Annotated in this window: 23 protein-coding genes, 1 pseudogene and 1 riboswitch; of the genes and pseudogenes, 15 read left to right on the forward strand and 9 right to left on the reverse strand. The window is 73.9% G+C overall.

Translation table 11 applies throughout. The features are described 5' to 3' along the window. Window positions 1–276: 276 nt before the first annotated feature. Together OG992_RS04095 and OG992_RS04100 are read right to left on the reverse strand one after the other, a co-directional pair. Window positions 277–939 (reverse strand): hypothetical protein, encoded by a 663-nt coding sequence (locus OG992_RS04095; protein WP_266302403.1) that lies wholly within the window; start codon window positions 937–939, stop codon window positions 277–279. 31 nt (window positions 940–970) lie between these two features. Further along, window positions 971–1,252: a hypothetical protein gene (locus tag OG992_RS04100; RefSeq protein ID WP_238686162.1), complete on the reverse strand. Its 282-nt coding sequence runs from the start codon at window positions 1,250–1,252 to the stop codon at window positions 971–973. Between the two features lies 1 nt (window position 1,253). Here OG992_RS04100 and OG992_RS04105 point away from each other — a divergent pair, with 1 nt between their 5' ends. Then, window positions 1,254–1,556, forward strand: coding sequence for a hypothetical protein (locus tag OG992_RS04105; RefSeq protein WP_266302404.1), 303 nt, complete (start codon window positions 1,254–1,256; stop codon window positions 1,554–1,556). Here the strand turns inward: OG992_RS04105 and OG992_RS04110 are convergent. Both OG992_RS04110 and OG992_RS04115 read right to left on the reverse strand, forming a co-directional pair. After that, on the reverse strand, window positions 1,545–2,264 hold the full coding sequence (locus OG992_RS04110; protein ID WP_266302405.1) for a hypothetical protein: 720 nt from the start codon (window positions 2,262–2,264) through the stop codon (window positions 1,545–1,547). The genes OG992_RS04105 and OG992_RS04110 overlap by 12 nt on opposite strands. Further along, the gene (locus OG992_RS04115; protein ID WP_266302406.1) at window positions 2,257–2,838 is read right to left on the reverse strand and encodes an RNA polymerase sigma factor; all 582 of its coding nucleotides are present in this window, start codon (window positions 2,836–2,838) and stop codon (window positions 2,257–2,259) included. Before OG992_RS04115 ends, OG992_RS04110 begins: the two co-directional genes overlap by 8 nt. Window positions 2,839–2,965: 127 nt before the next feature. Between OG992_RS04115 and OG992_RS04120 the strand changes: the two genes are divergently transcribed. Then, complete coding sequence (locus OG992_RS04120) at window positions 2,966–3,301, forward strand: hypothetical protein (protein WP_124859681.1); 336 nt, start codon at window positions 2,966–2,968, stop codon at window positions 3,299–3,301. Window positions 3,302–3,308: 7 nt separating this feature from the next. Here OG992_RS04120 and OG992_RS04125 read toward each other — a convergent pair whose 3' ends face one another. After that, window positions 3,309–4,604 carry an MFS transporter gene (locus OG992_RS04125; RefSeq protein WP_266302407.1) on the reverse strand — a complete coding sequence of 432 codons (1,296 nt, stop codon included), beginning with the start codon at window positions 4,602–4,604 and terminating at the stop codon, window positions 3,309–3,311. Window positions 4,605–4,662: 58 nt separating this feature from the next. Between OG992_RS04125 and OG992_RS04130 the strand changes: the two genes are divergently transcribed. Continuing rightward, window positions 4,663–5,622 (forward strand): helix-turn-helix transcriptional regulator, encoded by a 960-nt coding sequence (locus OG992_RS04130; RefSeq protein WP_238686166.1) that lies wholly within the window; start codon window positions 4,663–4,665, stop codon window positions 5,620–5,622. Between the two features lie 93 nt (window positions 5,623–5,715). Here the strand turns inward: OG992_RS04130 and OG992_RS04135 are convergent, their stop codons facing one another. Further along, window positions 5,716–6,222, reverse strand: coding sequence for an MBL fold metallo-hydrolase (locus OG992_RS04135; protein ID WP_266302408.1), 507 nt, complete (start codon window positions 6,220–6,222; stop codon window positions 5,716–5,718). Between the two features lie 340 nt (window positions 6,223–6,562). Further along, window positions 6,563–6,692, forward strand: a riboswitch (cobalamin riboswitch). Window positions 6,693–6,972: 280 nt separating this feature from the next. On the opposite strand from OG992_RS04135, the gene cobN reads away from it, so the two are divergent. From cobN to cobA, 12 genes and pseudogenes are all read left to right on the forward strand, one after another. Continuing rightward, entirely contained in the window at window positions 6,973–10,641 is a 3,669-nt protein-coding gene (cobN, locus tag OG992_RS04140) for a cobaltochelatase subunit CobN (RefSeq protein ID WP_266302409.1), read from the forward strand. After that, the gene (locus tag OG992_RS04145) at window positions 10,638–12,824 is read left to right on the forward strand and encodes a magnesium chelatase subunit D family protein (RefSeq protein WP_323181780.1); all 2,187 of its coding nucleotides are present in this window, start codon (window positions 10,638–10,640) and stop codon (window positions 12,822–12,824) included. Before cobN ends, OG992_RS04145 begins: the two co-directional genes overlap by 4 nt. Window positions 12,825–12,896: 72 nt before the next feature. Then, window positions 12,897–13,508, forward strand: coding sequence for a cob(I)yrinic acid a,c-diamide adenosyltransferase (gene cobO, locus OG992_RS04150; protein ID WP_112673096.1), 612 nt, complete (start codon window positions 12,897–12,899; stop codon window positions 13,506–13,508). Then, window positions 13,502–14,857 carry a cobyrinate a,c-diamide synthase gene (locus OG992_RS04155; protein ID WP_266302410.1) on the forward strand — a complete coding sequence of 452 codons (1,356 nt, stop codon included), beginning with the start codon at window positions 13,502–13,504 and terminating at the stop codon, window positions 14,855–14,857. Before cobO ends, OG992_RS04155 begins: the two co-directional genes overlap by 7 nt. Continuing rightward, window positions 14,854–15,633 carry a precorrin-2 C(20)-methyltransferase gene (gene cobI / locus OG992_RS04160; protein WP_266302411.1) on the forward strand — a complete coding sequence of 260 codons (780 nt, stop codon included), beginning with the start codon at window positions 14,854–14,856 and terminating at the stop codon, window positions 15,631–15,633. The genes OG992_RS04155 and cobI overlap by 4 nt, the downstream gene beginning before the upstream one ends. Continuing rightward, on the forward strand, window positions 15,630–16,475 hold the full coding sequence (cobM, locus tag OG992_RS04165) for a precorrin-4 C(11)-methyltransferase (RefSeq protein ID WP_266302412.1): 846 nt from the start codon (window positions 15,630–15,632) through the stop codon (window positions 16,473–16,475). The genes cobI and cobM overlap by 4 nt, the downstream gene beginning before the upstream one ends. Then, complete coding sequence (locus OG992_RS04170) at window positions 16,472–17,623, forward strand: cobalt-precorrin-5B (C(1))-methyltransferase (RefSeq protein WP_266302413.1); 1,152 nt, start codon at window positions 16,472–16,474, stop codon at window positions 17,621–17,623. The genes cobM and OG992_RS04170 overlap by 4 nt, the downstream gene beginning before the upstream one ends. Further along, window positions 17,611–18,885, forward strand: a pseudogene (gene cbiE, locus OG992_RS04175) (precorrin-6y C5,15-methyltransferase (decarboxylating) subunit CbiE); the annotation flags it as partial. The gene OG992_RS04170 and the pseudogene cbiE, both read left to right, overlap by 13 nt. Next, complete coding sequence (gene cobJ / locus OG992_RS04180; RefSeq protein ID WP_266302415.1) at window positions 18,882–20,609, forward strand: precorrin-3B C(17)-methyltransferase; 1,728 nt, start codon at window positions 18,882–18,884, stop codon at window positions 20,607–20,609. The pseudogene cbiE and the gene cobJ, both read left to right, overlap by 4 nt. Beyond that, window positions 20,597–20,794, forward strand: coding sequence for a DUF362 domain-containing protein (locus OG992_RS04185; RefSeq protein WP_238686175.1), 198 nt, complete (start codon window positions 20,597–20,599; stop codon window positions 20,792–20,794). Before cobJ ends, OG992_RS04185 begins: the two co-directional genes overlap by 13 nt. After that, entirely contained in the window at window positions 20,791–21,387 is a 597-nt protein-coding gene (locus OG992_RS04190) for a precorrin-8X methylmutase (RefSeq protein WP_266302416.1), read from the forward strand. Before OG992_RS04185 ends, OG992_RS04190 begins: the two co-directional genes overlap by 4 nt. After that, window positions 21,384–23,063, forward strand: a complete 1,680-nt coding sequence (gene cobA / locus OG992_RS04195) for a uroporphyrinogen-III C-methyltransferase (protein WP_266302417.1) — start codon at window positions 21,384–21,386, stop codon at window positions 23,061–23,063. Before OG992_RS04190 ends, cobA begins: the two co-directional genes overlap by 4 nt. Window positions 23,064–23,066: 3 nt before the next feature. Here the strand turns inward: cobA and OG992_RS04200 are convergent, their stop codons facing one another. Genes OG992_RS04200 through OG992_RS04210 form a run of 3 tightly spaced genes read right to left on the reverse strand, consistent with a single transcriptional unit; the run spans window position 23,067 to window position 26,421 of the window. Next, the gene (locus tag OG992_RS04200) at window positions 23,067–25,223 is read right to left on the reverse strand and encodes an FtsX-like permease family protein (RefSeq protein ID WP_266302418.1); all 2,157 of its coding nucleotides are present in this window, start codon (window positions 25,221–25,223) and stop codon (window positions 23,067–23,069) included. After that, the gene (locus tag OG992_RS04205; RefSeq protein ID WP_112672048.1) at window positions 25,220–25,900 is read right to left on the reverse strand and encodes an ABC transporter ATP-binding protein; all 681 of its coding nucleotides are present in this window, start codon (window positions 25,898–25,900) and stop codon (window positions 25,220–25,222) included. Before OG992_RS04205 ends, OG992_RS04200 begins: the two co-directional genes overlap by 4 nt. Further along, window positions 25,897–26,421, reverse strand: a complete 525-nt coding sequence (locus OG992_RS04210; protein WP_091398392.1) for a PadR family transcriptional regulator — start codon at window positions 26,419–26,421, stop codon at window positions 25,897–25,899. Before OG992_RS04210 ends, OG992_RS04205 begins: the two co-directional genes overlap by 4 nt. Between the last annotated feature and the right edge of the window lie 95 nt (window positions 26,422–26,516).

The following is a 26,516-nucleotide window of genomic DNA, read 5'->3' on the forward strand; positions in this document are numbered from 1 at the left end:
CGTTCTCCCTACACTCCACGTCCGCTCGCGCGGGCATCTGCTCACTGCCCACGCGGGGACGAAGCGCCGGGCGTATGGCCAGGACTCCGCGGTACCACCCCGCTTGCGCCTCGATGGTGCGGGCGCCGCTCAATTTCACGACGTGACGTGCCGCGACGTCCGGTTCTACTGAGGCGGTCGAACTGCCCGTTCTTCCGGAGGCTCCCCGGTGATGGCCGGATCGGTGCCGATGCCGCCCAGCATAGCTGTCCGTGCGCGGAGCCAGTGGCCAGAGCGCTAGGCGTGCAGCCAGACGCGGAGAGGGCCGGTGGTGGTGAAGCCAGCGGACAGCGCCGACGTCAGGTCCGCTGTGGTTTCGTAGCCGACCAGCGGCGCGTTGGGCATCGTGGCAGACACCGCGCGCCAGACGTCCCGGGAGTTGTCGGTGCGGGTGAACAGGTTGGAGACGCCGTACGGGCCGTCGCCGCTGAGCACCGCTCCTCCGGTGATCACACCCCGGTCGTCGTGGCGGGCGAGCACCCGTACGCGGGGGTCGGCCAGGAGCGCGGGGCGGAACAGCTCTCCACCGCCGTGGGCCGCCGCCCAGGCCACCAACTCGTCGGGTGTGGTGACCGGGGTCAGCGGCGTGTCCACAGGCGGTGCCGACGTTGGCCGGTGGATCCACTGGGCGTCGAAGAGCACCCGGAACCCGTACCCGGACAGGTCGAGGTCGGCGAAGCTGTCCTTCACCGACGCGCCGGGCCCCGCGTCGATCCGGGCCAGCAGGGCCTCGGCGTCGACGCCCGGCCGCACTGTGACCGCGTCCGGGTACCACTGTGGCGAACGGTGGGGGACCGACCAGGCGTCGGCGTCGGTACGGCCGACCAGCCCTTGGCTGCCGCAGACGATGTCGCACCATTCGGCGTTGTTGCGGGCCGCCGTCCGCATGTCCTCCAGCACGTCGGGCAGCCTAGCCGGCCGGGGCACTGGCTCAGGGGGCGTAGACCAGGTCCATCGTGTCGGTGTGCCCGGACCAGCGCAGGTCGAGGCGCCAGCAACCGGCCTGCGGCAGGTCGATGATCGACGGACCGGGGCCACCGGCGACCTCCCGGATCACCCGGGTGTCCGTGCCGTCCAGTCTCGCGGTGATCACCAGGGTTGCCGGCGCGGTCGGGTCGGGCGAGGTCGTGGCGGCGCGGGCCACCCAGAGGATCTTGTTGTTCGACCCGTCCGTCCGGACCTGCCGCAGCGGATGGGCGAACAGCACCGCCACGATGTCACCCTTCGCGCCGAAGACGTGCGGAACCCGCGCGTCCCCGCTGAACCCGGCGTCCGCCCAGTCCGGCAGGGACCCCGTCTCGACCCGCGCCGCGCAGGCGGTCGCGGTGCTCGCCGTGGTGGCCGCACCCGCCGTTGGCGCCGCTCCGCTGGTCGTGGTCGTGCACCCCGCCAGCAGGACCACCGAGGATGCCAGCGTCAACCTGCCCCAGGAAACCATCTCACCCCTTCCGGTACGCGTCGACGACTCGTCCACCCTTCCGACACCGCCCACGCCCGCCGGGTTCCTAGCCCAGTGAGCGCGCGATCTCGATCGCCTCGGCCTTGGTGAGGGTGCCCTCAATCCGGTAGCTCACGTCGTCGTCCTGCCAGATCAGGGTCGAGCCGGCCAGTCGGGCGGTCTCCCGGCGGATCTCGCCCGCCCGGTCCACGTAGGACAACGCGTGCGGGCCGTCGACCCAGACGGCGAAGTCGCCGTTGACCTGGACCCAGTTCGCGCCCGGCGGGCTGACCTCCTTGTGGAAGGCCAGGTCGAGGTGACCGTCGAACGCGTCGACGCGCAGCGCGCCCCCGTCGTAGAGCAGCGTCGCCACCCGGTACCGGCCCGTGGCGTCGGGGTCGGCGACCAGCACCTGTTCGGGCGTGCCCAGCATCGCCGGCAGGCGGATCGGGAACCGTACCGACCGTTGGGCCTCGTCCAGGGCGACGGTCCGCTGCCCGGGCAACGGCGACGCGGTGCCGGCGGGCGGCGTCGGGGCGGGCGAGGTGGCGATGCTGACCCCGGCGAAGCGCAGCAGCCCCGTGACGGCGTCGGCGATCGCGGCCCGCGTCGGCGGCAACACCGCCACCAGCAGGGCGACGAGCGCCACCGCGGCGAGCGACCGCCACCGGCGCCGCCGGGGCGACGGCGTGCCGAGCCGTACGCGGACGCGGGCGGTCACGTCGGGCGGATCGGGGGTGTCCAGCCAGGTGGACAGGTCGCGCAGTTCCCGTTCGAGGTCACCCATGCCGGACCTCCGCACTGTCGAGCAGGCCACGGAGCTTCGCCAGCGCCCGGGACGTACGCGACTTCACAGTGCCCCGGGGCCAGCCCAGAGCCGACACCGTCTCCTCCTCGGTGAGATCGAGGAAGAACCGGCAGACGATCACCTCACGGTCCCGTACCGGCAGTTGTCGCAGCGCCTGTACCAGCGACGCCCGGCGCTCACCGGCGAGGACCCCGCCGACCGCATCGTCCTCGGCGATCTCGGACGTCGGGTCCGCTGCCGCCGCCCGCAGCACGAGCCCGTCGCGCCGGCCACGGGAGCGGTGCAGGTTGCGGGTCTCGTTGGCGACGATCGCGAGCAGCCACGACCGGAAGGACGCGTCACCCCGGTATCGGGACAGCTTCCGGTACGCCTTCACAAACGCCTCCTGGATGACGTCCTCGGAGTCCGAGCCCGCGCCGAGCAGCACCGCGGTCCGGTACGCGGACGCGGTGTGCCGGGCGACCAGGAGGTTGTACGCCTCCAGGTCACCTGCCCGAGCGCGGGTGACGAGCGCCTCGTCGTCCAGGGGAGCCTCCGTTCGGATCACACTCATGACACCGCCCACCCGCCGCGGGTTCCACGGGGATTTCCCGACGTGGGTCAGCTCTCTCCCATCCGGCGTGCAGCGTATTGCCAGGAACCGGTGCTGCACTGGAGGGACGTCGAGGAGAGGGGCGGGCATGAGCTGGTTCAACCGCCGGTCACGGGGTGCCGAGGCGACCCCGACGAAGCTGGACCGGGAGGCGACCCGCGACGACCTCGCGGCGCTGGAGGCGTTCGTGGCCACCCGGCGCGGGGTGGAGTTCTACCTGGAGCCGGAGACGACCGCGACGGACACCACTGTGGTGGCGATCGCGCACGACGGCGAGTGGATCCGCCGCCGTACCGGAACGCCGCGCGCGGCCGGGTCCATCGCCCGCAAGCACGCGGTGCCGCTGTACGAGGCGGCGCGCACCGGCTACCCGGAACGGATGCGGACCTGGAGCCGGGCCCACCCGGAGCGCCATGCCCGCTGAGGCCAGGTCAGTGCGGCTGGGCCGGCGCGGGTTCGTGGAGAGCGGTAGCGCGGGCCTGCACCAGTCGGAATTCGGGTGAGGTGACAGTTCGTACCGTCACGGTGAGCACCAGGACGCAGAGAGCTGCTCCGCCCCAGAAGACCGCTCTGACGCTGACCAGTTCGGCGGTGAGGCCGGCGGCCAGGGCCCCGAGCGGCATGGAACCCCAACTGGTCAGGCGGCTGACCCCGCTGTAGCGCCCCATCATCTCGTCGGGCACGACGAGTGCGCGCAGCGAGCTGTAGGTGACGTTCCACGCGCCGGAGCCGGCGCCGCCCAGGACGGTCGCCGCGGCGACCAGCCGGGGGGACGAGGTGATGGCCGGTGTTACCAGCAGGACGGCGAAGCTCGCCATCGACGCGGCGAGGACGACCCGCCGTCCGAGGCGGCGGGTGAGAAAGGGTGCGGCGGAGGCTCCCACCACGCCGCCCACCCCCAGGGCTCCGATCAGCAGGCCGTATTCCGCGTGGCTCAGGTTCATCGGTCCGGGTGCGATCGCGTAGACGGCGATGACCGCCATCCAGGCCGCCCAGCACCCGCTCGCCGCACCGGCCACCAGCAGCAGGGACCGCAGAATTCTTGCCTGCCACACGTACCGGATGCCCTCGCGGATGTCGACGCGGAGGCCCGGAAGCTTCGCCCTCGGTCCGGGGTGACCGCTGCTGCGGTAGTGACCGGTCATGACTGCCAGTGCGAGTAGTGCGCCTGCGTAACCAACGCCGCCGGCACCGAGTGCCACGGCCAGTCCGGCGGCGGCGAGCAGACCACCCAGCGGGGGCCCGATGAACTCGTTGGCCGCGGTCTCGGTCGCTGTCAATTTCGCGAACGCGGATTCCATGCGACTGCGGGGTATGACCATCGGCACGACCGACATCCGGGTGGTGTCGGCGAACACCTCGGCGGTGCCGAGGAGCAGCGCACCCGCGTACAGGCCGGCCAGCGGGAGGGCGTCCACGAGGACGGCGCCCACGAGCACGGCGAGGACCAGGGCGCGCGCGGCGGCCATCGTCATGATCAGGCGCCGGTGGTCCACCCGGTCGGCGAGGGCACCGGCGGGCAGTGCGAACAGCAACCAGGGCAGGGTGTTGGCCAGGGTGGCACCGGCGACCAGCGCAGGGGAGTCCGTCATCGAGACGGCCACCAGAGGCACTGTCAGCTTGACGACGCCGTCAGCCAGGTTGGTGATGGCGGCACCGGCCCACAGGGCGTTGAAGTTCCGCGTGCTCACTGTCGTCGGGTCGCCTGGTTGGGTGTCGCTGTGCATGGCCAGGAGCTTGCGACATCCTGCGGCACCTCCCTAGAGTTTCGACTGGAGGCGAAACGTGGCGGTGTTCCTGGTCGACGCCGAAGTGATGGCGCGGGCGCGTTTCGGCACCTCGCAGCTCACCGAGACGTTGGGGGCGCTGAATATCCTGCGCCGGGCTCAGCCGCTTCCGTGGCATCGGGTCTGGCGGGACCAGCACGTCGATGCCTTCCGGGGCTATCTCGACGGTGACCCGGTGACCCGGGCCATTCTGGCGCACGCCATATCGTCCTCCTGGATGGCCGACTTCCTGACGGTGCCGCCCGCCCGTCCGGACATGACGCTGGACGACGAACTCGTGGAGCTGGAATCGCTGCCGGATGACCGGATCCGTGCCGATCTGGCCCACGTACGTTCTCCGCTGGCTGCGGAACTGCGCGGTTCGGGGTTGGCGAGCCGGACGGCCGCTCTCCTGCGCTGGGTCTGGCACCACACCATTGAGGCGGATTGGCCGCGCCGGCAGTCGGTGCTGCGCGCCGACGTGGTGTCCCGGATCTCCCGGCTGGGCCGGGACGGATGGTCCGGGGTCCTCAACGACATGAGGCCCGGCACGCGCTGGCTGGGCAACGGCCGGCTGCAGGTCGAGGAGCGGCCCTACCCACCGTCCGACGTGCGCGGCGGGACGCTGACGTTCTTCGCGGCCCACTGCCGGGGAGGCTGGATCTCCTGGAGGTTGCCCGACCGCTTCGGGATCGTCTATCCGGTGACGGGAATCTTCGCCGAGGCGGCTCTCACCACCCCGGATCCACTGCGCCGCCTGCTCGGGAACGCGCGGAGCACGATTCTGGTGCAGGCGGCTGAGCCGGTCAGCACCACGGCCGTGGTCGCCGCGACCGGGCTGCCGCTCGGTACCGTCGGTGGTCACCTGCGCGTGCTGACGGATGCCGGTTTGCTCCAGAAGCGCCGGTCAGGCCGGGAGGTCCTCTACTGGTGGACGGATGCGGCACGGACGCTGGTGGCCGGGGCCTCATCGTTCTGAAGGGTCACGGCGTCAGGTGCCCGCACCCGGTGCCGGAGAGCGTTTGCCGCCTGGATCAGGCGCCCTCGACGGCCGAGCGGGCCTGCTCGAGCGTCATCGGCTCCCGCCGCCGACGTGGCGTAGCTCGACCCCGACCGGCAGCTCGTCCAGGTCGGCGAAGGTGCGGGTCGGCGGCAGGATGGCGAAGTCTTCCCAGGACGCCATCGCGCGTGCGCGGGCTGAGAAGCTCGGGCGGAGGCGGGCATCGGCGCGTATCTGCTCCTGCAGGTAGGGGTGGCTCCACGGCCGGGCGGCCTCGGCGCGCAGCAGCGCCACGGCCGTCTCGTGCCCGACGATCTCCACGCCGGGCCAGGCGCAGGCGCCCCACACGTGGTCCCAGTGATGGTGGGTGTAGACCAGCCAGCGCGGCTCCGGAAGCCCGGCGGCGGCCAGCGCGGCCTGGATCTCGCGGGCGTGCGCGGGGCTCTGCCCGGCGTCGATCATCACACTGCCGCGTTCGTCGGCGACGACGGCGACACCGGCCTGGACCGCCTCCGGGTCGGGATCGCCCGGATACTGCCAGACACGGCCCGCCAGGTGATGGAACTGCGGGGCGACCATGATGATCGACCTCCGAGATTGATCGCGGACACTGGTGTGGCGTTCGCCGATCCTAGGTGAGGGTGTCGGCCGGCACCGCCCTGCCGGAGGATCGGCGCAGGTCAGGACTCGTCCGGCCACCTTTGCTCTGCTTACCTATAGGCGCCGGTGACGCTCCGTGTCTGGTGCACATAGGTAAGCAGAGCAAAGGACGTCGCACATTGATCTGAGGCATTCCGTCGCGCGGAGTCGCGCTCGTATTAATCGTTGAATCTCGATGAGTCCCGTCCGCCCGGCGGGGTCGGACCGGCGTTGACCGGCGGCGCGGCGGTGTGGCAGCATTCGCGGCCTGACGGCAGTGAAGGAAGTCGGTGCGAATCCGACGCGGTCCCGCCACTGTCACCGGGGAGCGATCCCCCCTCGTGAGTCACGGCCGTGTGTCTGCGGTTGGAAGGCCGGGGGAGAGCGTCGATCCGGAAGCCAGGATACTTCGGCCGTCGGGACGTACCCCAGGGCGTGGACACCCGAGGAGGACCCGATGACGCACGGCGTCTCATTCATCGACGACTATCGTCGTATCGCGCTCCAGGCAGTGCGTTCCAAGGACACCGGCCACCGGCACCGCTGAGCTGATCGCCCGGCGCTGTCCGGCCCCGACGCATGCGTCGGTGCGCCGTTCGCGCGGGCCGTCGTACCGGCTGACGCCGTACCCACTCGCATCGCCCCGGTCACCCCCGTGAGGGTCCAGGGCGTCACTTTCCGGAGCATGCCGTGCGCATCCTGCTGCTGTCCACCGCCGACACCGACCTGCTGGCCGCCCGCGCCAGCGGCGCCGACTACCGGTTGGCCAACCCCGCCCGAGTCGCCGCCGAGGAGGTGCCCGCCCTGCTCGACGGGGTCGCCCTCGTCGTCGTACGCCTGCTCGGCGGTCGGCAGGCGTGGGCGGATGGCCTCGCCGCGGTGCTCGCCACCGGCGTGCCGACGGTGGTGCTCGGCGGCGAGGCGCTGCCCGACGCCGAGCTGATGGCCATCTCCACGGTGCCGTCCGGGGTCGTCACCCAGTCGCTGGTGTACCTCGTGGAGGGCGGTCCGGACAACCTCGGGCAGTTGGCCCGGTTCCTCTCCGACACGGTGCTGCTCACCGGCGAGGGATTCGCCGCACCCGCGCCCACCCCGGCGTACGGCGTGCACGGCGAACACCCCGCCGACCCGGACCGGCCCACAGTGGGAATCGTCTTCTACCGGGCACACGCCCTCGCCGGCAACACCGACTTCGTCGACGTGCTCGCGGACGCGGTCCACAAAGCCGGCGGTAACCCGCTGCCGATCTTCTGCGGCTCGCTGCGCGGGCTGACCGCGGGCGCCGGCCCACTCGGGCTCTTCGCCCGCTGTGACGCGCTGCTGGTCACTGTGCTCGCGGCCGGAGGTGCGGTCGCCGCCGACGCCTCCGGTGGCGGCGACGAGGACGCCTGGGACGTCGGCGCACTGGCCGCCCTGGACGTGCCGGTCATCCAGGCGCTCTGCCTCACCAGCACCCGCGCGCAGTGGGCCGACAGCGACGCCGGCCTGTCCCCGCTGGACGCCGCCATGCAGGTGGCCATCCCCGAGTTCGACGGCCGGATCGTCACAGTGCCGTTCTCGTTCAAGCAGATCGACGCCGACGGGCTCTCGGTCTACGCCGCCGACCCCGAGCGGGCCGCCCGGGTCGCCGGGATCGCGGTGCGCCACGCCCGGCTGCGGTACGTGCCGCACGCCGACAAGCGGGTCGCCGTGGTGCTCAGCTCGTACCCCACCAAGCACTCCAGGGTCGGCAATGCCGTCGGATTGGACACGCCGGCCTCGGCGGTCCGGCTGTTCGCCGCGCTGGCCGAGGCCGGCTACGACCTGGGTGACGCGCCACCGCCCGGCGACGGTGACGCGCTGATCCACGCGCTGATCGCCGCCGGTGGTCACGACGTGGAGTGGCTCACCCCGGAGCAGTTGGCCGCCGCCGAGGCCCGGATACCGGGGTCGACGTATCGGCGCTGGTTCGACCAGGTCCCGGCCGAGCTGCGGGAGCGGATGCGGGAGCACTGGGGTGAGCCGCCGGGCGAGCTGTACACCGAGGGCGGCGACATCGTGCTCGCCGGGCTGCGCTTCGGCAACGTGGTGCTGCTGATCCAGCCGCCCCGCGGCTTCGGGGAGAACCCCATCGCCATCTACCACGACCCGGACCTGCCGCCCAGCCACCACTACCTGGCCGCGTACCGCTGGCTGACGGCGCCCGCCGCGGACGGTGGCTTCGGCGCGGACGCCGTCGTGCACCTGGGCAAGCACGGCACCCTGGAGTGGCTGCCCGGCAAGGGCCTCGGCCTGGCCGCGGACTGCGCGCCCGACGCGGTCCTCGGCGACCTGCCGCTGGTGTACCCGTTCATCGTCAACGACCCCGGCGAGGGCACCCAGGCCAAGCGGCGAGCGCACGCCGTGGTGGTCGACCACCTGGTCCCGCCGATGGCCCGCGCCGAGACCTACGGCGACCTGGCCAAACTGGAACAACTGCTCGACGAGTACGCGACAGTGCAGGCCCTCGACCCGGCCAAGGTGCCCACCGTGCGGGCCCAGATCTGGGACCTGGTGCGCGCCGCCGAGCTGCACCACGACCTGCACGCCGAGGCGATGCCCGACGCGGACGACTTCGACGACTTCGTGCTGCACCTCGACGGGTACCTGTGCGAGGTCAAGGACGTCCAGATCCGCGACGGGCTGCACATCCTCGCCGACGCGCCCACCGGCGAGCCCCGGGTCAACCTGGTCCTGGCGGTGCTGCGCGCCCCGCAGATCTGGGGCGGCGCCCGGGCCCTGCCCGGCCTGCGACAGGCACTCGCCGTCGCGTACTCCCTCGACGAGCAGGAACTGCTCGCGTCGCCGGGACAGCGACTGGCGCTGCCCGCGGCGCTGACCGACGTGGTGGACGGGCCGGCCGGCACCGCCGCCGACGCGATCGACCTCATCGAGGCCCTCGCGCGGCGGCTGGTCGTCGGCATGGAGACCCTGGGCTGGGCCGTGGACACTGTCGACGCCGTGGTGGCCGAGGTGACCGGTCGGTCGATCCCGGACGTCGCCGCGGTGCTGCACTTCGCCGCCACCGAGCTGGTGCCCCGACTGGACCGCACCACCGACGAGCTGACAAACACCCTCGGCGCGCTCGACGGACGGTTCGTGCCGCCCGGCCCGTCCGGCTCACCCACCCGGGGCCTGGTCAACGTGCTGCCCACCGGCCGCAACTTCTACTCCGTCGACCCGAAGGCCATCCCCAGCCGCAACGCCTGGGACGTCGGGGTGGCCCTCGCCGACTCGCTGCTGGCCCGGCACCTCGCCGACACCGGGGCGTACCCCCGCTCGGTGGGGTTGACGGTGTGGGGCACCAGCGCCATGCGGACCCAGGGCGACGACATCGCCGAGGTGCTCGCGCTGCTGGGCTGCCGGCCGGTCTGGGACGACAGGTCCCGGCGGGTCACCGGCATCGAGGTGGTGCCGACCGCCGAGCTGGGCCGCCCCCGCGTCGACGTCACGGTGCGCATCTCCGGCTTCTTCCGCGACGCGTTCCCGCACGTGGTGGCGCTGCTCGACGACGCCGTCCGGCGGGTCGCCGCCCTCAACGAGCCGGACGAGGAGAACTACCTGCGCGCGCACGTCGCCGCCGACCTCGCCGAGCACGGCGACGAGCGGCGGGCCACCGCCCGGATCTTCGGCTCCAAGCCCGGCGCGTACGGCGCTGGGCTGCTGCCCCTGATCGACGCCCGTACCTGGCGCAGCGACGCCGACCTGGCCGAGGTGTACGCGGTGTGGGGCGGCTACGCGTACGGCCGGGGCCTGGACGGGCGGGAGGCGCGCGCCGACATGGAGCGCTCGTTCGCCCGGATCGCGGTTGCGGTGAAGAACCAGGACACCCGCGAGCACGACATCGTCGACTCCGACGATTACTTCCAGTACCACGGCGGGATGGTGGCGATGGTCCGCCATCTCACCGACACGTCACCGCAGGCGTACGTGGGTGACTCGGCGATGCCGCACGACGTGCGTACCCGCACGCTGGGCGAGGAGACCCGGCGGGTGTTCCGGGCCCGGGTGGTCAACCCGAAGTGGATCGCCGCGATGCGTCGGCACGGCTACAAGGGCGCGTTCGAGCTGGCGGCCACAGTGGACTACCTGTTCGGCTACGACGCCACCGCCGGCGTGGTCGACGACTGGATGTACGAGCACCTGGCCGCCGCGTACCTCTTCGACGACACCACCCGGGAGTTCCTGGAGAAGTCCAACCCGTGGGCGTTGCGGGGCATCACCGAGCGGCTGTTGGAGGCCGCCGACCGGGGGCTGTGGGCCGAGCCGGAGCCGGCCACCCTCGACCGGCTGCGCGACACGTACCTGGCCAGTGAGGGCGATCTGGAGGACCGGGCATGACCGCGACCTACCCGTTCAGCGCGGTGCTCGGCATGGCCGACATGCGGCTGGCGTTGCTGCTCAACGCGGTCTCCCCGGCGATCGGCGGGGTGCTGGTCCGGGGCGAGAAGGGCACCGCCAAATCCACCGCCGTCCGGGCCCTCGCCGCGCTGCTACCCCCGGTGCGCCAGGTGGTGGGCTGCCGCTTCGGCTGTGACCCGGCCGAGCCCGACCCGGCCTGCCCGGACGGCCCTCACCCCGCCGACGCCGCCGCCGAGACCCGTCCGGCCCGCCTCGTGGAGCTGCCGGTGGGCGCCGCCGAGGACCGGGTGGTTGGCGCGCTGGACCTGGAGAAGGCGATCGGCGAGGGGGTACGCGCCTTCGAGCCGGGCCTGCTCGCCGCCGCGCACCGGGGCGTGCTCTACGTCGACGAGGTCAACCTGCTGCACGACCACCTCGTCGACCTGCTGCTCGACGCGGCGGCGATGGGCCGCAGCCACGTCGAGCGGGAGGGCGTCTCGGTCAGCCACGCGGCCCGGTTCCTGCTGGTCGGCACGATGAACCCGGAGGAGGGGGAGCTGCGCCCGCAGCTGCTCGACCGGTTCGGGCTCACAGTGGAGGTGGGCGCCAGCCGGGACCCGGAGATCCGGGTCGAGGTGGTCCGCCGCCGGCTGGCCGCCGACGCGGACCCGGTTGGCTTCGCCGCCCGCTGGGCCGACGCCGACGCGGAGATCGCCGGCCAGGTGGCCGCCGCCCGCCGCCGACTTCCCGGGGTACGACTGCCGGACGCCGCGTTGCGGCAGATCGCCGAGGTGTGTGCGGCGTTCGACGTGGACGGGATGCGGGCCGACATCGTCACCGCCCGGACCGCCCTCGCCCACGCCGCCTGGCACGGCCGGGACCGGGTCACCATCGACGACGTCCGGGTGGCCGCCCGGCTGGCGCTGCCGCACCGCCGCCGCCGCGACCCGTTCGACACCCCGGGGCTGGACGAGAAGCGCCTCGACGAGGCGTTGCAGCGCGCCCAGGACGCCCACCCCGACGACCCGGACGACGCCGGCCCCGACGACAGTGGCCCGGACGGCGGCGGCCCGCAGGGCGGCGGCCCGGCGGGTGACGGAGGCCCAAACGGGGGCGGCCCAAACGGGGGCGGCCCGAGTGGCGGCGGAGCGCAGGGCGGCAACGGCGTCGACGAGGGTGAAGCCGGGTCGACGGAGCACTCGACGGCGCGGAACGGCGCCGGCCCCGAGGGGCGCACCGACGGCTCGGACGACACCGGCGGCTGGCCGCAGCACCAGCAGGGCGACGGCGGCCAGAACTCGCGTCCGCGCGGTGGCCGGCAATCGGCGACCGGTGCCGACGACCCGACCGGCGGCGGGGAGTCCCAGCCGGTGGCCGTACCCCGGGGTGGCTTGAAGGCGCGGGTGCTCACCGCGCCCGGCGTGGGTGACGGGGTGCCGGGCCGACGGTCGCGGGCCCGCACCGGGCGGGGCCGCACCACCGGCGCCCGGGTGCCGGCGGGCCGGGTGGGCGCGCTGCACCTGCCGGCCACGATCCGCGCCGCCGCGCCCCACCAGGCGGCCCGGGGCCGGGTCGCCGGCCCGCTGCGACTGCGCCGGGACGACCTGCGCGAGGCGGTTCGTGAGGGGCGCGAGGGCAACCTGGTGCTGTTCGTGGTGGACGCGAGCGGCTCGATGGGCGCCCGACAGCGGATGACCACAGTGAAGGACGCGGTGCTCGCCCTACTCACCGACGCGTACCAGCGGCGGGACAAGGTTGCGGTGATCGCGTTCCGCGGTGGCGGCGCCCGGACCCTGCTGCCGGCGACCTCGTCGGTGCTGGCCGCCTCGACCCGGCTGGCCGAGCTGCCCACCGGCGGGCGTACGCCGCTGGCCGAGGGGCTGCTCGCCGCCGCGGACCTGTTGCGGGTGGAGCGCCTGCGCGACCCGAAGCGCCGCCCACTGGTCCTCATCGTCACCGACGGGAGAGCCACGGCAGGCACCCGCCCGCTGGACCGGGCGGCAGCGGCGGCCGGCATCCTGGCCGCCACGGGGGCTCCGTGCGTGGTCGTCGACTGCGAATCCGGCCCGGTCCGACTGCACCTGGCCGCGCGCCTGGCCACCCAGCTGAACGCCCCAAGAACCCCCCTCGAAGCCCTCACCCACCCCCACTCCCGCGATCTTGCACTTTCTGTCGCGGCATAACGGACCAAGAGCGCATATGACCAACAGAAACCGCAAGATCGCGGGAGTGTCCGCGGGACGGGGGACGGACTGATGCCGCAGGGACAACCGAGTTCGGTGCCCGCTGACGGGTTGACGACCCGGCAGCGGCGGCACCGGCCACTGCTGATCGTCCACACGGGACAGATGAAGGGGAAGTCGACGGCGGCCTTCGGGCTGGCGTTGCGGGCCTGGACCGCTGGGCTGCCGGTCGGGGTGTTCCAGTTCGTCAAGAGCGCCAAGTGGCGGGTGGGGGAGGAGAACGCCTTCCGGGCGCTCGGCGAGGTGCACGAGCGCACCGGCCAGGGCGCGCCGGTGGCCTGGCACAAGATGGGCGAGGGCTGGTCCTGGATCCAGCGCGGCGGCGACGCCGACCACGCCGCCGACGCCCTGGAGGGTTGGCGGCAGATCCAGCGTGACCTGGCCGCCGAGCGCTACGGGCTGTACGTGCTGGACGAGTTCACCTACCCGATGAAGTGGGGCTGGGTGGACGTCGACGAGGTGGTCGCCACCCTGGCCGACCGCCCCGGCTTCCAACACGTCGTGATCACCGGTCGGGACGCCGACCCGCGCCTGGTCGCCGCCGCCGACCTGGTCGCCGAGCTGACCAAGGTCAAGCACCCGATGGACGCCGGCCAGAAGGGCCAGAAGGGCATCGAGTGGTGAGCGCGCACTGGGCGCTGCCCCGGGTGGTGGTCGCCGCCCCGGCCAGCGGCCACGGCAAGACGACTGTGGCCACCGGGCTGCTCGCCGCGCTGCGTCGACGGGGCCTGACGGTCAGCCCGCACAAGGTCGGCCCCGACTACATCGACCCGGGCTACCACGCCCTCGCCGCCGGCCGACCCGGGCGCAACCTCGACCCGTTCCTGGTCGGGGCCGACCGGATCGCCCCCCTGCTGCGACACGGCGCGAGCGTCCCCACGCCCGCCGACATCGCCGTGGTCGAGGGCGTCATGGGCCTGCACGACGGTGCGGTGGGCCGCCGCGACTACGCCTCCACCGCGCACGTCGCCCGGCTCATCGAGGCACCCGTGCTGCTGGTGTTGGACACCACCGCGCAGGGCCGGTCGGCCGCCGCCCTCACCCTCGGCATGGCAGCGTTCGATCCGGCGGTACGGATCGGCGGGGTGATCCTCAACCGGGTCGGCTCACCCCGGCACGAGACGCTGCTGCGCGACGCCCTCGCCGAGGTGGACGTGCCAGTGCTCGGCGCTGTCACCCGCGCCGCCGAGGTGGCCGCGCCGGCCCGGCACCTCGGACTGGTGCCGGTCGCCGAGCGGGCACCCGAATCCGTCGCGATCGTCACCGCGCTCGCCGAACTGGTCGAGGCCACTGTGGACCTCGACGCCGTGCTCGAACTGGCCCGGACCGCCCCGCCGCTGACCACCCCGGCCTGGGACCCGGTCGCCGCAGTCGGCGGGCCGGCCGGCGTCGAGCGACCACGCGTCGCCCTCGCCGGTGGTCCGGCCTTCACCTTCTCGTACGCGGAGACCGCCGAACTGCTCGCCGCGGCCGGCGCGGACGTCGTCACCGTCGACCCGCTGCGTGACGCGGCGCTGCCCGCCGGCACCCGGGCGGTGGTGATCGGCGGCGGCTTCCCCGAGGCGTACGCCCAGACGCTGGCCGACAACACCGCGCTCCGCGCCGAACTGGCCGACTTCGACGGGCCGATCGTGGCCGAGTGCGCCGGACTGCTCTACCTCGGGCGGTCCCTCGACGGCGTACCGATGTGCGGCCGGCTGGACCTGACCGCCCGGATGACCGACCGGCTCACCCTTGGCTACCGGGAGGCCCTCGCCGTCACCGACTCCCCGGTGGCGCGCGCCGGCGAGCCGGTTCGCGGCCACGAGTTCCACCGCACCACCACCGACCCGGGGCACGGCGACGCGTCGGCGTGGCGCTGGAACGACACCGAGCACGGCTTCGTCACCGGTCGGGTGCACGCGTCCTACCTGCACACCCACTGGGCCGGTCACCCGGACGCCGCCCGGCGACTGGTCGAGGCGTGCCGATGAGCGCCGACGCCACGCTCACCGGGGTCGGCGTCGGCCCGGGCGACCCGGAACTGCTCACCGTCAAGGCGGTGCGGCTGCTGCGCGAGGCCGACGTGGTCTTCGTACCCGTGATGGCGGACCGGGTCGCGCCCACCGTGACCGCCGGCCCGACGCCGCCGGGCGCGGACGTCGGGCGGGCCGAGGCGACAGTGCGCTCCCACGTCACGCCGGAGCGGCTGCGCCGGCTGCCGTTCGCGCTGGACGACCGGGGTGGGGTCACCGCGCGTCGGGCGGCCGCCTGGGACGACGCCGCCCGGGTGGTGGTCGAGGCGATCGACGCGGGCGCGCGGTCCGTCGCGTTCGCCACCATCGGCGACCCGAACATCTACTCCACCTTCGGTTACCTGGCCCAGAGCGTCCGCGCGCTGCGCCCGACGGTGCGGGTGGCGACGGTGCCCGGCGTCACCGCCATGCAGGAGCTGGCGGCCCGCAGCGGCATCCCGCTCTGCGAGGGACGCGAACCGCTCACCCTGCTGCCGGCCACCGCCGGCCTGGCGCTCTTCGCCGACGCCCTCGCCGGGCCGGGCACCGTCGTCGCCTACAAGGGCTGGCGTCGGCACCCGGAACTGCTCGCCGAGCTGCGCCGGCAGGGTCGCCTCGCCGACGCCGTGCTCGGACGCAGCCTGGGGCTGCCCGGTGAACGCGTCGGGCCGGTCGGCGACACCGAGCACGACCTGCCCTACCTGTCGACGCTGCTGGTTCCGGCCCGCCGCGAGCACCGAGGAGGAAAGCTGTGACCAGCGACGGCAAGGTGTGGTTCGTCGGAGCCGGCCCGGGGGCCGCGGACCTGCTGACACTGCGGGCCGCGCGGGTCATCGCCGAGGCGGACATCGTGATCTGGGCGGCGAGCCTGGTGCACGCCGACGTGCTCGACCACGCCCGCCCCGGCGCGGAGATCGTCGACTCGTCGCAGCTACCCATCGAGGGTGTGCTGCCGCTCTACCGGCGCGCCGCCGAGCAGGGGCTGACCGTGGCCCGGATCCACTCCGGAGACCCGGCCCTGTGGGGCGCGGTGCAGGAACAACTGGACGTGTGCCGGGCGCTCGACCTGGCCGTCGAGATTGTGCCCGGGGTGTCCTCGTTCACCGCCGTCGCGGCGATCGTCGGGCGCGAGCTGACAGTGCCCGAGGTGGCCCAGTCGGTGATCCTCACCCGCCTCGAAGGTGGCAAGACCCCAATGCCGCCCGGCGAGCGGGTCCGTGACTTCGCCCGGCACGGCACCACAATGGCGCTGTTCCTGTCCGCCGCCCGCTCCGGGCAGGTGCAGGCCGAGCTGCTGGCCGGCGGCTACCCGGAGAACACCCCTGCCGTGGTGGCGTACCAGGCGACCTGGCCCGACGAACTGGTGGTGCGATGCACCGTCGGCACGCTGGAGGCGACGGTCAAGCAGCACAAACTGTGGAAGCACACCCTCTTCCTGGTCGGCCCGGCCCTCGCCGCCGAGGGCACTCGCTCGCACCTCTACCACCCCGGGCACTTCCACACCTTCCGCCGGGCCGAGCCGGCCGCCCGCGCCGAACTGCGTCGCCAGGCCGGCGCCCGTACCGGGGGGACCGCCACACCGGGGCACACACCATGACGTACGCCGAGCCGCCGCTGCGCGAGCCGGACCTGCCGCGTACCGCGAAGGTCCGGCCCACCGCGCTGCGCACCGGCTGGACCACCGGCGCGTGCGCCACGGCGGCGGCCAAGGCCGCTGTCACCGCGCTGGTCACCGGCACCCCCCAGCAGGAGGTGGAGATCGGCCTGCCCGCCGGACGTCGGGTGCGCTTCCCGGTGGAACGCTGCGAGGTGACCGGCACCCCACCGGTCCGGGCCGAAGCGGTGGTGGTCAAGGACGCCGGGGACGACCCGGACGTCACCCACGGCGCCGAGCTGACCGCCACGGTGAACTGGACCGACGTCCCCGGCCTGCGGCTGGCCGGTGGTGCCGGCGTCGGCACCGTCACCAAGCCCGGCCTCGGGCTCGCAGTCGGCGGCCCAGCGATCAACGACACCCCCCGCCGGATGATCGGCGAGGCGGTGGCCGAGGTGGTCGACCTCAGCGAGGTCGGAGTCCGGGTGGTGATCAGTGTGCCCCGCGGCGAGATCATGGCCCGCAAGACCACCAACCGTCGGCTCGGCATCCTCGGCGGCATCTCGATCCTCGGCACCACCGGCATCGTCCGTCCCTTCTCCACCGCGTCGTGGCGGGCCAGCGTCGTGCAGGCCGTGCACGTGATGGCCGCCCAGGGCGAGCCGACAGTGGTGCTCTGCACCGGCGGGCGTACCGAGCGGGCCGCCCGCGCGCTCCTGCCCGACCTGCCCGAGGTCTGTTTCGTCGAGGTCGGCGACTTCACCGGGGCCGCGGTGACCGCCGCCGTGGGCGACGGCATGACCGGTGTGGTCTTCGTCGGCATGGCCGGCAAGCTCGCCAAACTGGCGGCCGGCATCCTGATGACCCACTACACCCGCTCCACAGTGGACCTCTCCCTACTCGGCGCGGTGACCGCGGAGGCCGGCGGTGACCCGTCGCTGGTCGCCGCCGTGACCGAGGCGAACACCGGGCGGCACGCGTACGAGCTGTGGGAGGCCGCCGGGTTGCTCGCCCCGGCCGGCGACCTGCTCTGCCAGCGGGTCCGCCAGGTGCTGCGGCGCTTCGCCGGGCCCACGGTCACCGTCGACGTGGCGATGGTCGACTTCGCCGGAGCGCACGTCGTCGCCTCGTCCGGCCGGTGGCCCCGGTGAGCGGCGTGACGGTGGTCGGCCTGGACGCCGCGGGCGCACCGCCGCACCCCGCGCTCGCCCCGGTGCTGGCCGCCGCCGGGCTGGTGGTCGGGGCCGCCCGGCACCTGGCCGCGGTGCCCGTACCGGCCGTCGCGGACACCGTCGCCCTCGGGCCGCTCGCTCCCGCCCTGCGCCGCCTCGCCGAGGCCGTCGACGCCGGGGTGTCGGCCGTGGTGCTGGCCAGCGGCGATCCCGGCCTGTTCGGCATCGTCCGGCGGCTGCGCGCGGCCGGGCTGCCGCTGCGGGTGGTGCCGGCGGTGTCCAGTGTGGCCACAGCGTTCGCCCGCGCCGGGCTGCCCTGGGACGGCGCCGCGGTGGTCAGCGCGCACGGGCGCGACCCCCGAGCCGCAGTGAACGCCTGTCGGGCGCTGCCACTGGTCGCGGTGCTCACCGCGCCCGGCGCCGGCGCGGCCGAACTGGGCGCCGGCCTGGTCGGCTGGTCCCGCCGTCTGCTGGTCGCCGAGCACCTGGGCACCGCCGCCGAACGGATCCGCGCGGTCACCCCCGAGCAGGCCGCCGCCGAGACCTGGGCCGACCCGCACGTCCTGCTCAGCCTCGCCGCCCCCGACGCCACCGAACCCGCCCCCGACGCAGCGGACCCCGCACCCGACGCCGCTCCTCTGGTCGCGCCCGGTGGCATGCGGTCGGACAACCAGCCCGCCGCCGCGCCAGCCGGAGGCTGGGCGCTGCCGGAGGCCCGGTACGCCCACCGCGACTCCATGATCACGAAGTCGGAGGTGCGCGCCCTCGTCGTCGCCCGCCTGCGCCCCCGCCTGGGTCGGCTGATCTGGGACATCGGGGCGGGCAGCGGGTCGGTCGGCATCGAGTGCGCGCTGCTCGGCGCGGCAGTGCTCGCCGTCGAACAGGACCCCGGCGCCGGCGCGACCGTCCAGACCAACGCCGCCGCTCACGGCGTACACGTCCGGCTCGTTACCGGACGTGCGCCGGCGGCGCTGGCCGGCCTCCCCGAGCCCGACGCGGTCTTCGTCGGCGGTGGCGGTGTCGACGTCCTCACCGCAGTGGTGTCCCGCCAACCCGAGCGGGTGGTGCTCACCCTGGCCGCACTGGACCGGGTCGCACCGGCAGTGGGCCTGCTGCGCGCCGCCGGCTACACGGTCGAGGGCAGCCAGCTCTCCGCCGCCCGCCTCGCCGACCTGCCCGGCGGGTCGATCCGCCTCGCGGCCACCAACCCGGTGGTCGTCCTCACCGGGGAGGGCCAGTGACCGACCAGAACCCGCCCGCCCGGATCGGCCTGGTGGCGGCCACCGCCGCCGGCCGCCGGCACGCCGACATCCTGACCGCCGCCTGGCCGCACGCCCGGCTGGTCGAGGGACAGACCGTCGCCGACGCGCTGCGGACCGCCTGGGCCGGGTGTGACGCGGTCATCGCGTTCCTGGCCACCGGGGCTGTGGTGCGGATCGTCGCGCCGCTGCTCGACGACAAGCGCACCGATCCGGCGGTGGTGGTCGTCGACGAGGCGGCCCGGCACGCCGTGGCGCTGCTCGGCGGGCACGCCGGCGGGGGCAACGACCTCGCCGAGCAGGTCGCCGCCCTGCTGGACGCCCGACCGGTGATCACCACCGCCACCGACGCTGTCGACCTGCCGGGGCTGGACACCCTCGGCTGGCCCGTGCAGGGCGCTGTCGCCACGGTGTCCCGGGCCATCCTGGACGGCGAGCCGGTCCGGCTGATCGCCGACGCCGACTGGCCGCTGCCCGCCCTGCCCCCGAACGTGCGCGCCGCTGACGAGGACCCGACGGACACCGGGTACCGGCTGCTGGTCACCGACCGGGTCGTGTCACCCGACGAACGGACCGCCGTGCTGCGGCCGCCGTCGCTGGTCGCCGGCGTGGGGGCGAGTCGGGGCGTACCCGCCGCCGAGGTGGCGGAGCTGCTGCACCGGGTGCTGGCCGAGGCCGGCCTCGACCCAGCGAGCCTGCGCTGCCTGGCCACCGCCGACATCAAGGCCGACGAGGCGGGCATCCGCAGCACCGCCGACGCGCTCGGCGTACCCCTGGTGACCTGGCCGGCGGCGCGGCTGGCGGCGGTCGACGTGCCGCACCCCAGCGAGGTGGTCCGGGCCGCGGTCGGCACGCCGAGCGTGGCGGAGGCCGCGGCCCTGCTCGGCCCGGACGGCCGGGCCGACGACGCGACGCTGCTGGTGGGCAAGACCGCGACGGCGATGGCCACCGTCGCGGTGGCCCGGCACGCGCCACGCGGCCGGCTCGCCGTCGTCGGCCTCGGGCCGGGCGCCGCCGACCTGCGCACCCCCCGCGCGGTGGCCGAGCTACGTCGCGCCGCCGTGGTGGTCGGCCTCGACCAGTACCTGGAGCAGGTCCGCGACGTGCTCCGCCCCGGCACCCGGGTGCTCTCCAGCGGGCTGGGCGCGGAGGAGGCGCGGGCGCGCGCCGCCGTTGCCGAGGCCGCCGCCGGCCGGGCGGTCGCACTGATCGGCTCCGGCGACGCCGGGGTGTACGCGATGGCCAGCCCCGCCCTGGAGTACGCCGACGAGCGGATCGACGTGGTCGGCGTGCCCGGGGTGACCGCGGCGCTGGCCGCCGGGGCGCTGCTCGGCGCACCGCTCGGCCACGACCACGCCTATGTGAGCCTGTCCGACCTGCACACCCCGTGGGACGTCATCGAGCGGCGGGTGACCGCCGCCGCCGAGGGTGACTTCGTGACGCTCTTCTACAACCCGCGCAGCCGGGCCCGCGACTGGCAGCTCGGCAAGGCGCTCGGCATCCTCGCCGCGCACCGGCCACCGGACACCCCCGTCGGTGTGGTGCGCAATGCCAGCCGCCCCGGCGAACAGGTGCACCTCGCCACGGTGGCCACGCTCGACCCGGCCATCGTCGACATGTACAGCGTCGTGGTCGTGGGCAGCAGCGACACCCGGCTGGTCGCCGGCCGGATGGTCACACCCCGGGGGTACCGATGGCGCTCGTGACGATCGACGCCTGCCAGGGCTGCGGCGCCTGCCTGCTCACCTGCCCCACGCACGCGATCCGCCCGGTCGCCGGTGGCCTCACGGTCCGCGCCGACCTGTGCACCGGCTGCCTGGAGTGCCTGGAGATCTGCCCGGTCGACGCGATCCGCGTCGTCGAGCCCGACCGTTGTGAAGGAGCCCGATGAGCCGGGTGGTGCACCCCATCGAGGCCGAGTCGTACCGCATCCTGCGCGAGCGCGTCGACCTGTCGCACCTGCCGCCGCTGAGCCGCGCGGTGACCGAGCGGGTGGTGCACGCCAGCGCCGACCTCGCGTACGTCGACGAGTTGGTGTGCGACGAGGCCGCCCTGGAATCGGGGCTGGCGGCGCTGCGCGCCGGGTCGCCAGTGGTCACCGACGTGGCGATGGTCGCCGCCGGAATCACCCGCGCCGGCCTGGAACTGGTCTGCCCGGTCGCCGAGCCGGCCGCCGCCGCGCTGGGCCGCTCGGCCGGCATCACCCGCTCGGCGGCGGCCGTCCGGATCGCAGTGGAGCGGGTCGGGACCGGAGCGGTCTGGGTGGTCGGCTGCGCGCCCACGGCGCTCGTCGAACTGCTCACAGTGGATGCCGCACCGGCGCTCGTCGTCGGCCTGCCGGTCGGCTTCGTGGGCGCCGCCGAGTCGAAGGCGGCGCTGCGGGCCAGCGGCCTGCCCGCCGTGTCCAACGTGGGGGAGAAGGGTGGCTCGGCGGTCGCCGCCGCCGCCCTCAACGCCCTGCTCTACGTCGAGGAGAAGTCATGACCGGATTGGTCATCGTCGGGCACGGCACGCGCAGCGCGGCCGGGGTCGAGCAGTTCGCCGCTCTCGTCGAGCGGGTCCGCGGTCGCGGCGACATCGGCGACGTCGAGGGCGGCTTCATCGAGCTGTCCCGCCCGCCGCTGACCGACGCGGTCGGCGCGCTCGTCGCCCGGGGGCACCGGGCGCTGGTGGCGCTGCCGCTGGTGCTCACCGGCGCCGGTCACGGCAAGGGCGACATCCCCGCCGCGATGGCCCGGGAGCAGCAGCGCCACACCGGGCTGAGTTACCGCTACGGCCGCCCGCTCGGCCCCCACCCGCTGCTGCACGAAGCCCTCGAACAGCGCATCGACGCCGCACTGTCCGGCGCCGGCCGGGCCGACACGGAGCTGTCCGGCGCCGGCCGGGCCGACACGTGGGTGGCGTTGATCGGTCGGGGGTCCACCGACCCGGACGCCAACGCCGAGGTCGCCAAGGTCGCCCGCCTGCTCTGGGAGGGACGCGGCTACGCGGGCGTGGAGCCGGGGTTCATCTCCCTGGCGCAGCCGTCGGTGCCGGCCGTGCTGGAGCGTCTGCGCCGTCTCGGCGCGCGGCGGATCGTGGTGGCTCCCTACTTCCTGTTCGCCGGGGTGCTGCCGGACCGGATCGTCGCCCAGTCGGCGGAGTTCGCCGCCGCCCACCCCGACCTGGACGTCCGCGTCGCCGAGGTGATCGGCGACTGTGACGCCCTCGCCGACCTCGTCGGGGAGCGGTACGCCGAGGCGTTGGGCGGGGACATCCGGATGAACTGCGACACCTGCGCCTACCGGGTGTTGATGCCCGGCTTCGCGGACAAGGTGGGTCGCCCGCAACGCCCGCACGACCACCCCGACGACCCGGTCGGCCACCATCACGATCACGGGCACGACCACCACGACCACGGGCACGCATACCACGGGCACGACCACGGCTCGGTCGCCGTGGTCGGCGGCGGGCCGGGGCCCGACGACCTGATCACGGTACGCGGAAAGGCGCTGCTCGACGCGGCGGACGTCGTGGTGGTCGACCGCCTCGCCCCGCAGGGGTTGCTCGCGGGGCTGCGCCCCGACGTGCTGGTGGTCGACGCGGCGAAGGTGCCCCGTGGCCCGTCGATGGCCCAGGAGGCGATCAACGAGGCCCTGGTGTCGCACGCCCGCGCCGGTCGCCGGGTGGTCCGGCTCAAGGGTGGTGACCCGTACGTCTTCGGGCGCGGCCACGAGGAGGTGCAGGCCTGCGCGGCGGCCGGGGTGCCGGTGACTGTGGTGCCCGGGGTGAGCAGTGCGCTCGCCGCTCCGGCTCTCGCGGGCGTGCCGGCGACGCATCGGGGCGTGGCGCACGACGTCACTGTCGTGTCGGGGCATCTGCCGCCCGGGCACCCCGACTCTCTCGTCGACTGGGCGGCGCTGGCCCGAGCCCGGGGCACCGTCGTGCTGCTGATGGCGGTCGACACCATCGCCAAGATCGCGAACGTGCTGATCGAGCACGGTCGCGCCCCGGAGACCCCCGTGCTGGCCGTGCAGGACGCCGGGCTGCCCGCCCAGCGGTCGGTGCCCGCCCGGCTGGACGAGATCGGCGCCGTCGCCGCCCGGGAGGGCATCGGCCCACCCGCTGTCTTCGTCCTCGGCCCGGTGGTGGCTCTCACCACCACCGGGCCGACGGCCTGACGATCACTCGCTGCGGGCGGTCTCCGGCCCGGTGATGCGTTCCAGCAGCGGCAGGGTGGAGGCGATGACGCCGAGGCAGGCTGCCAACCCGACCACGACGATCACGTAGAAGCCCGGCTGCGGCGCGACGAGGGTGTAGCCCATCTGTGCCCGCAGGAACAGGTGGGCGGCGAGGAGGCCCATGCCGATGGCGACGGCGGCGACGGCGAGCATCGGCACGGCGCTCTCCAACGCCACCACCCGGCGCAGGACGCGCACCGGAGCGCCGCTGAGGCGCAGCAGGCTGAACGGGCGTCGGCGTTCGGTGAGACCGCCGATGACGCTGACCGCGAGGCTGCACCCACCGAGCGCGAGGCTGGCGATGATGATGACGTTTGCCAGTTGTTCCCAGCCGCGTAGCGTGTTGGCGAACTCCGACTCGAAGTCACCGGGCACGTTCGGCGCCACCCGGAAGGCCGGCAGGGCGGTCTCGAGCACGGTCCGCGAGCGCTCGATGGTGGCGGCGGAACCGTCCGTGTCGACGACGATCGACATCACCGGCAGCTGTTGGAGTTCGCCGAGTGGAACCGATGCGGCGGGCCAGACCCTGGTGGACGACGCCGACTCCCGGAAGGGGATGAGACCCGTCGCTACCTCGGCGACGGTGGCGCCCTCGGCGCACCGGCCGTACGCGCTCGGGATCTCGGCGCACGCGATCAGGCCGGGCTCGCTGGCGCTCATCCAGTCCGGGTTCTCGCGCACCGCGAAGGCCGACCGCACGCCGGTCATCGAGCGTAGGTCGGTGAAGAGCGAGTCAGGCGTCGCCGGTGCATCCTCAGGAAGGTAGAGCGACACCTGTCCCGCCTCGGTCGAGCCGACCGGTGCCGGGCCGCGGTTGGCGACGATCGTGGTGATCACGCCGACGGACACGCTCGTGACGAAGAGCGCGAGCATGATGCCGCTGATCGCCCGGAAGCCGGCCTTCGGGTTGTCAGCGAGGCGACGCGCGGCGATGAGCGTGGCCGGGCGGTTGGCGTACCGGGCCATCACCCGGGCGCCGACCATCGTCAGCCACGGGCCGGCGAAGACCAGGCCGGCCATGATGAGCAGCAGTCCGGGCAGGAACACCGCGGCCTGGCCGTCGGACGTCTCGGGCCGGAAGCCGATGGCGAAGAGCAGCACGGCGACGCCGAGCACCATCGGAATCAGCCGGTACGCGCGCGGCGCCCGGGGTGTGACCCGCCGGGTGACGCCCAGCGGCGAGATCCGTACCCGGCGCAACGAGACCTGGGCCGCCACGGCCGCGCCGGCCGGGACGCCGAGCGCCACGAGCAGGACGTCCAGCAGGCCCAGCGACATGTCGCTGGGGAAGAACGGCATGCCCGTGAACGGGATGCCAGCCATCGGGCCGCGGAAGGCGTAGAACAGGCCGAAGCCGACGGCGGTGCCGACGACGGCAGCGGTAGTCGCCTCCACCGCCGCGACCACCGAGATCTGCCTCGGGGTGGCGCCGACCAGGCGCATCGCGGCGAAGCGCTGCTCCCGGCGGGCCGCGCTGAGCCGGGTGGCGGTGCCGACGAAGATCAGCAACGGGAACAGCAGCCCGCCGGCGATCACGCCCAGGATGAGGTTCATCGTTGTCTCGGGGAGCGCGGGGGTGTCGCCGACGCGGGTGAGCTTCGTGGCGGCGGGCAGCGCGGCCACTTCGTCGGGGGTGCGACCCATGATGACGAGCAGGGTGTCCGGTGAGGTAAGTGCGGCCGGGCCGACGGTGCCGACGGCGCGCCCCGGATAGCGCTCGCCGAGTTCGTCGGCCGGGTGAGCGGCCAGCAGGTCGCGCAGGGCGGGGGAGGCGTAGTACTCCCCGGGGCCGGGCGTGCTCGGGATGCCGGTCGGAGTGGGGGCGCTCGGCCCGGTGGCCGCGACGTCGATCCGAATGATCTGCTTGCCGTGGAAGTAGTCCTCGCGCGTCGACCACCACAGGGGATCGGCGTCGCCGCCCGTCGAGGCGTTGGGATAGACCGACGCGTACCGGGTGAGCTGGGAGTTGACAGCGTTGACCCCGGCGAGAGTGGTCAGCAGCAGACCGCTGCCGACCGCGACGGCGGCGGCGATGACGATCAGGCGGGTGAGCGCCTCACGGCCGCCGGCCACGGCGAGGCGGAGCCCGAAGCGGATCACGAGGCGATCCGGTCCGGCGCGTTCACGCGCCCGTCGCGGACCATGACCTCGCGGTCGGCGTACGCCGCGATCCTCGGCTCGTGGGTGACCAGGATGACGGTGGTGCCCTGCTCGCGGGCGGCCCCGACCAGCAGGTCCATCACCTGCTCGCCGGTGAGCGAGTCGAGCGCGCCGGTCGGCTCGTCGGCGAAGAGCACCTGCGGCTCGGCGACCAGGCCGCGAGCCAGGGCGACCCGTTGCGCCTGCCCGCCGGAGAGCTCACCCGAGCGCCGCTGCTCCAGGCCGTCCAGCCCGAGGCGCGCGAACCAGGCTCGCGCCCTGGGCAGCGCCTGCTTGCGGTGTACGCCGCTGAGCAGCAGCGGCAGCGCGACGTTCTCCACAGCGGTCAGCTCGGGGACGAGTTGACCGAACTGGAACACGAAGCCGAACCGGTCCCGGCGCAGGCTGCTGCGCTCGGTCTCGGCCATGGCGTGCACCCGGGCCCCGTCGAAGAGGATCTCGCCGGAGTCGGGCACCAGGATGCCGGCCAGGCAGTGCAGCAGGGTGGACTTGCCCGAACCGCTGGGGCCCATGACGGCGAGGATCTCGCCCGCCTCCACGGCGACGCTGGCGCCGCGCAGGGCGGGGGTCTGACCGAAGGAGAACTCGACGTCGCGCGCTTCGATCACGACGCTCACGGCCGTACCTCTTTCCGCAGGGCGTCCAGGCGGGCGCCGGTCATCTCGATCCATCGGAGGTCGGCCTCCAGGTGGTAGAGGCCGTGGTCGGCGAGCAGCGCGTCGACCAGGCTGCCGGCGCGCTTGATCTCGGTCAGCTCCCGCATCCGGTGCAGGTGCGCGCTGCGCTGGGTGTCGAGGTATTCGGCGGCCGGGCGGTCCAGCATCAGCGCGAGCACGACCTTGGCGAAGAGCACCGTCTGCAAATGCGGTTCCGGGTCGACCGGTTGGGTCAGCCACTGCTCGACCTCGGTCGCGCCGACGTCGGTGATGATGTAGCGCTTGCGGTCGGGGCCGGAGCCCGGGGCGACGTCGCTGATCACCACCTTGCCGTCGCGGGCCAGTCGGCTCAGGGTGGAGTAGACCTGGCCGAACGGCAGTGGCTTGCCCCGGCCGAAGAAGGCGTCGTAGTCGCGCTTCAGGTCGTAACCGTGGCTGGGCTCGCGTTCGAGGAGTCCGAGGAGGGTCAGTGGCACGCTCATGCCAGCAGACTACACCGAGGGTATACCTCGCGTATATACCCTCGGTGTGTGGTGGATCGTCGCTGGTCAGGCGTTCGCTGGGGATGGAGACGGGC

Origin of the sequence: Micromonospora sp. NBC_00362, assembly GCF_026342155.1 — a bacterium.
Classification (GTDB): domain Bacteria; phylum Actinomycetota; class Actinomycetes; order Mycobacteriales; family Micromonosporaceae; genus Micromonospora; species Micromonospora hortensis.

What these genes read in the sequence shown, in the direction of transcription:
- OG992_RS04105 (WP_266302404.1), top strand. Translation starts at nt 1,254, where the DNA reads ATGTCACCCTTCGCGCCGAAGACGTGCGGAACCCGCGCGTCCCCGCTG.
- OG992_RS04110 (WP_266302405.1), bottom strand. Translation starts at nt 2,264, where the DNA reads ATGGGTGACCTCGAACGGGAACTGCGCGACCTGTCCACCTGGCTGGAC.
- OG992_RS04115 (WP_266302406.1), bottom strand. Translation starts at nt 2,838, where the DNA reads ATGAGTGTGATCCGAACGGAGGCTCCCCTGGACGACGAGGCGCTCGTC.
- OG992_RS04120 (WP_124859681.1), top strand. Translation starts at nt 2,966, where the DNA reads ATGAGCTGGTTCAACCGCCGGTCACGGGGTGCCGAGGCGACCCCGACG.
- OG992_RS04125 (WP_266302407.1), bottom strand. Translation starts at nt 4,604, where the DNA reads ATGCACAGCGACACCCAACCAGGCGACCCGACGACAGTGAGCACGCGG.
- OG992_RS04135 (WP_266302408.1), bottom strand. Translation starts at nt 6,222, where the DNA reads ATGGTCGCCCCGCAGTTCCATCACCTGGCGGGCCGTGTCTGGCAGTAT.
- OG992_RS04145 (WP_323181780.1), top strand. Translation starts at nt 10,638, where the DNA reads ATGACCGCGACCTACCCGTTCAGCGCGGTGCTCGGCATGGCCGACATG.
- cobO (WP_112673096.1), top strand. Translation starts at nt 12,897, where the DNA reads ATGCCGCAGGGACAACCGAGTTCGGTGCCCGCTGACGGGTTGACGACC.
- cobI (WP_266302411.1), top strand. Translation starts at nt 14,854, where the DNA reads ATGAGCGCCGACGCCACGCTCACCGGGGTCGGCGTCGGCCCGGGCGAC.
- OG992_RS04170 (WP_266302413.1), top strand. Translation starts at nt 16,472, where the DNA reads ATGACGTACGCCGAGCCGCCGCTGCGCGAGCCGGACCTGCCGCGTACC.
- OG992_RS04185 (WP_238686175.1), top strand. Translation starts at nt 20,597, where the DNA reads ATGGCGCTCGTGACGATCGACGCCTGCCAGGGCTGCGGCGCCTGCCTG.
- OG992_RS04190 (WP_266302416.1), top strand. Translation starts at nt 20,791, where the DNA reads ATGAGCCGGGTGGTGCACCCCATCGAGGCCGAGTCGTACCGCATCCTG.
- cobA (WP_266302417.1), top strand. Translation starts at nt 21,384, where the DNA reads ATGACCGGATTGGTCATCGTCGGGCACGGCACGCGCAGCGCGGCCGGG.
- OG992_RS04210 (WP_091398392.1), bottom strand. Translation starts at nt 26,421, where the DNA reads ATGAGCGTGCCACTGACCCTCCTCGGACTCCTCGAACGCGAGCCCAGC.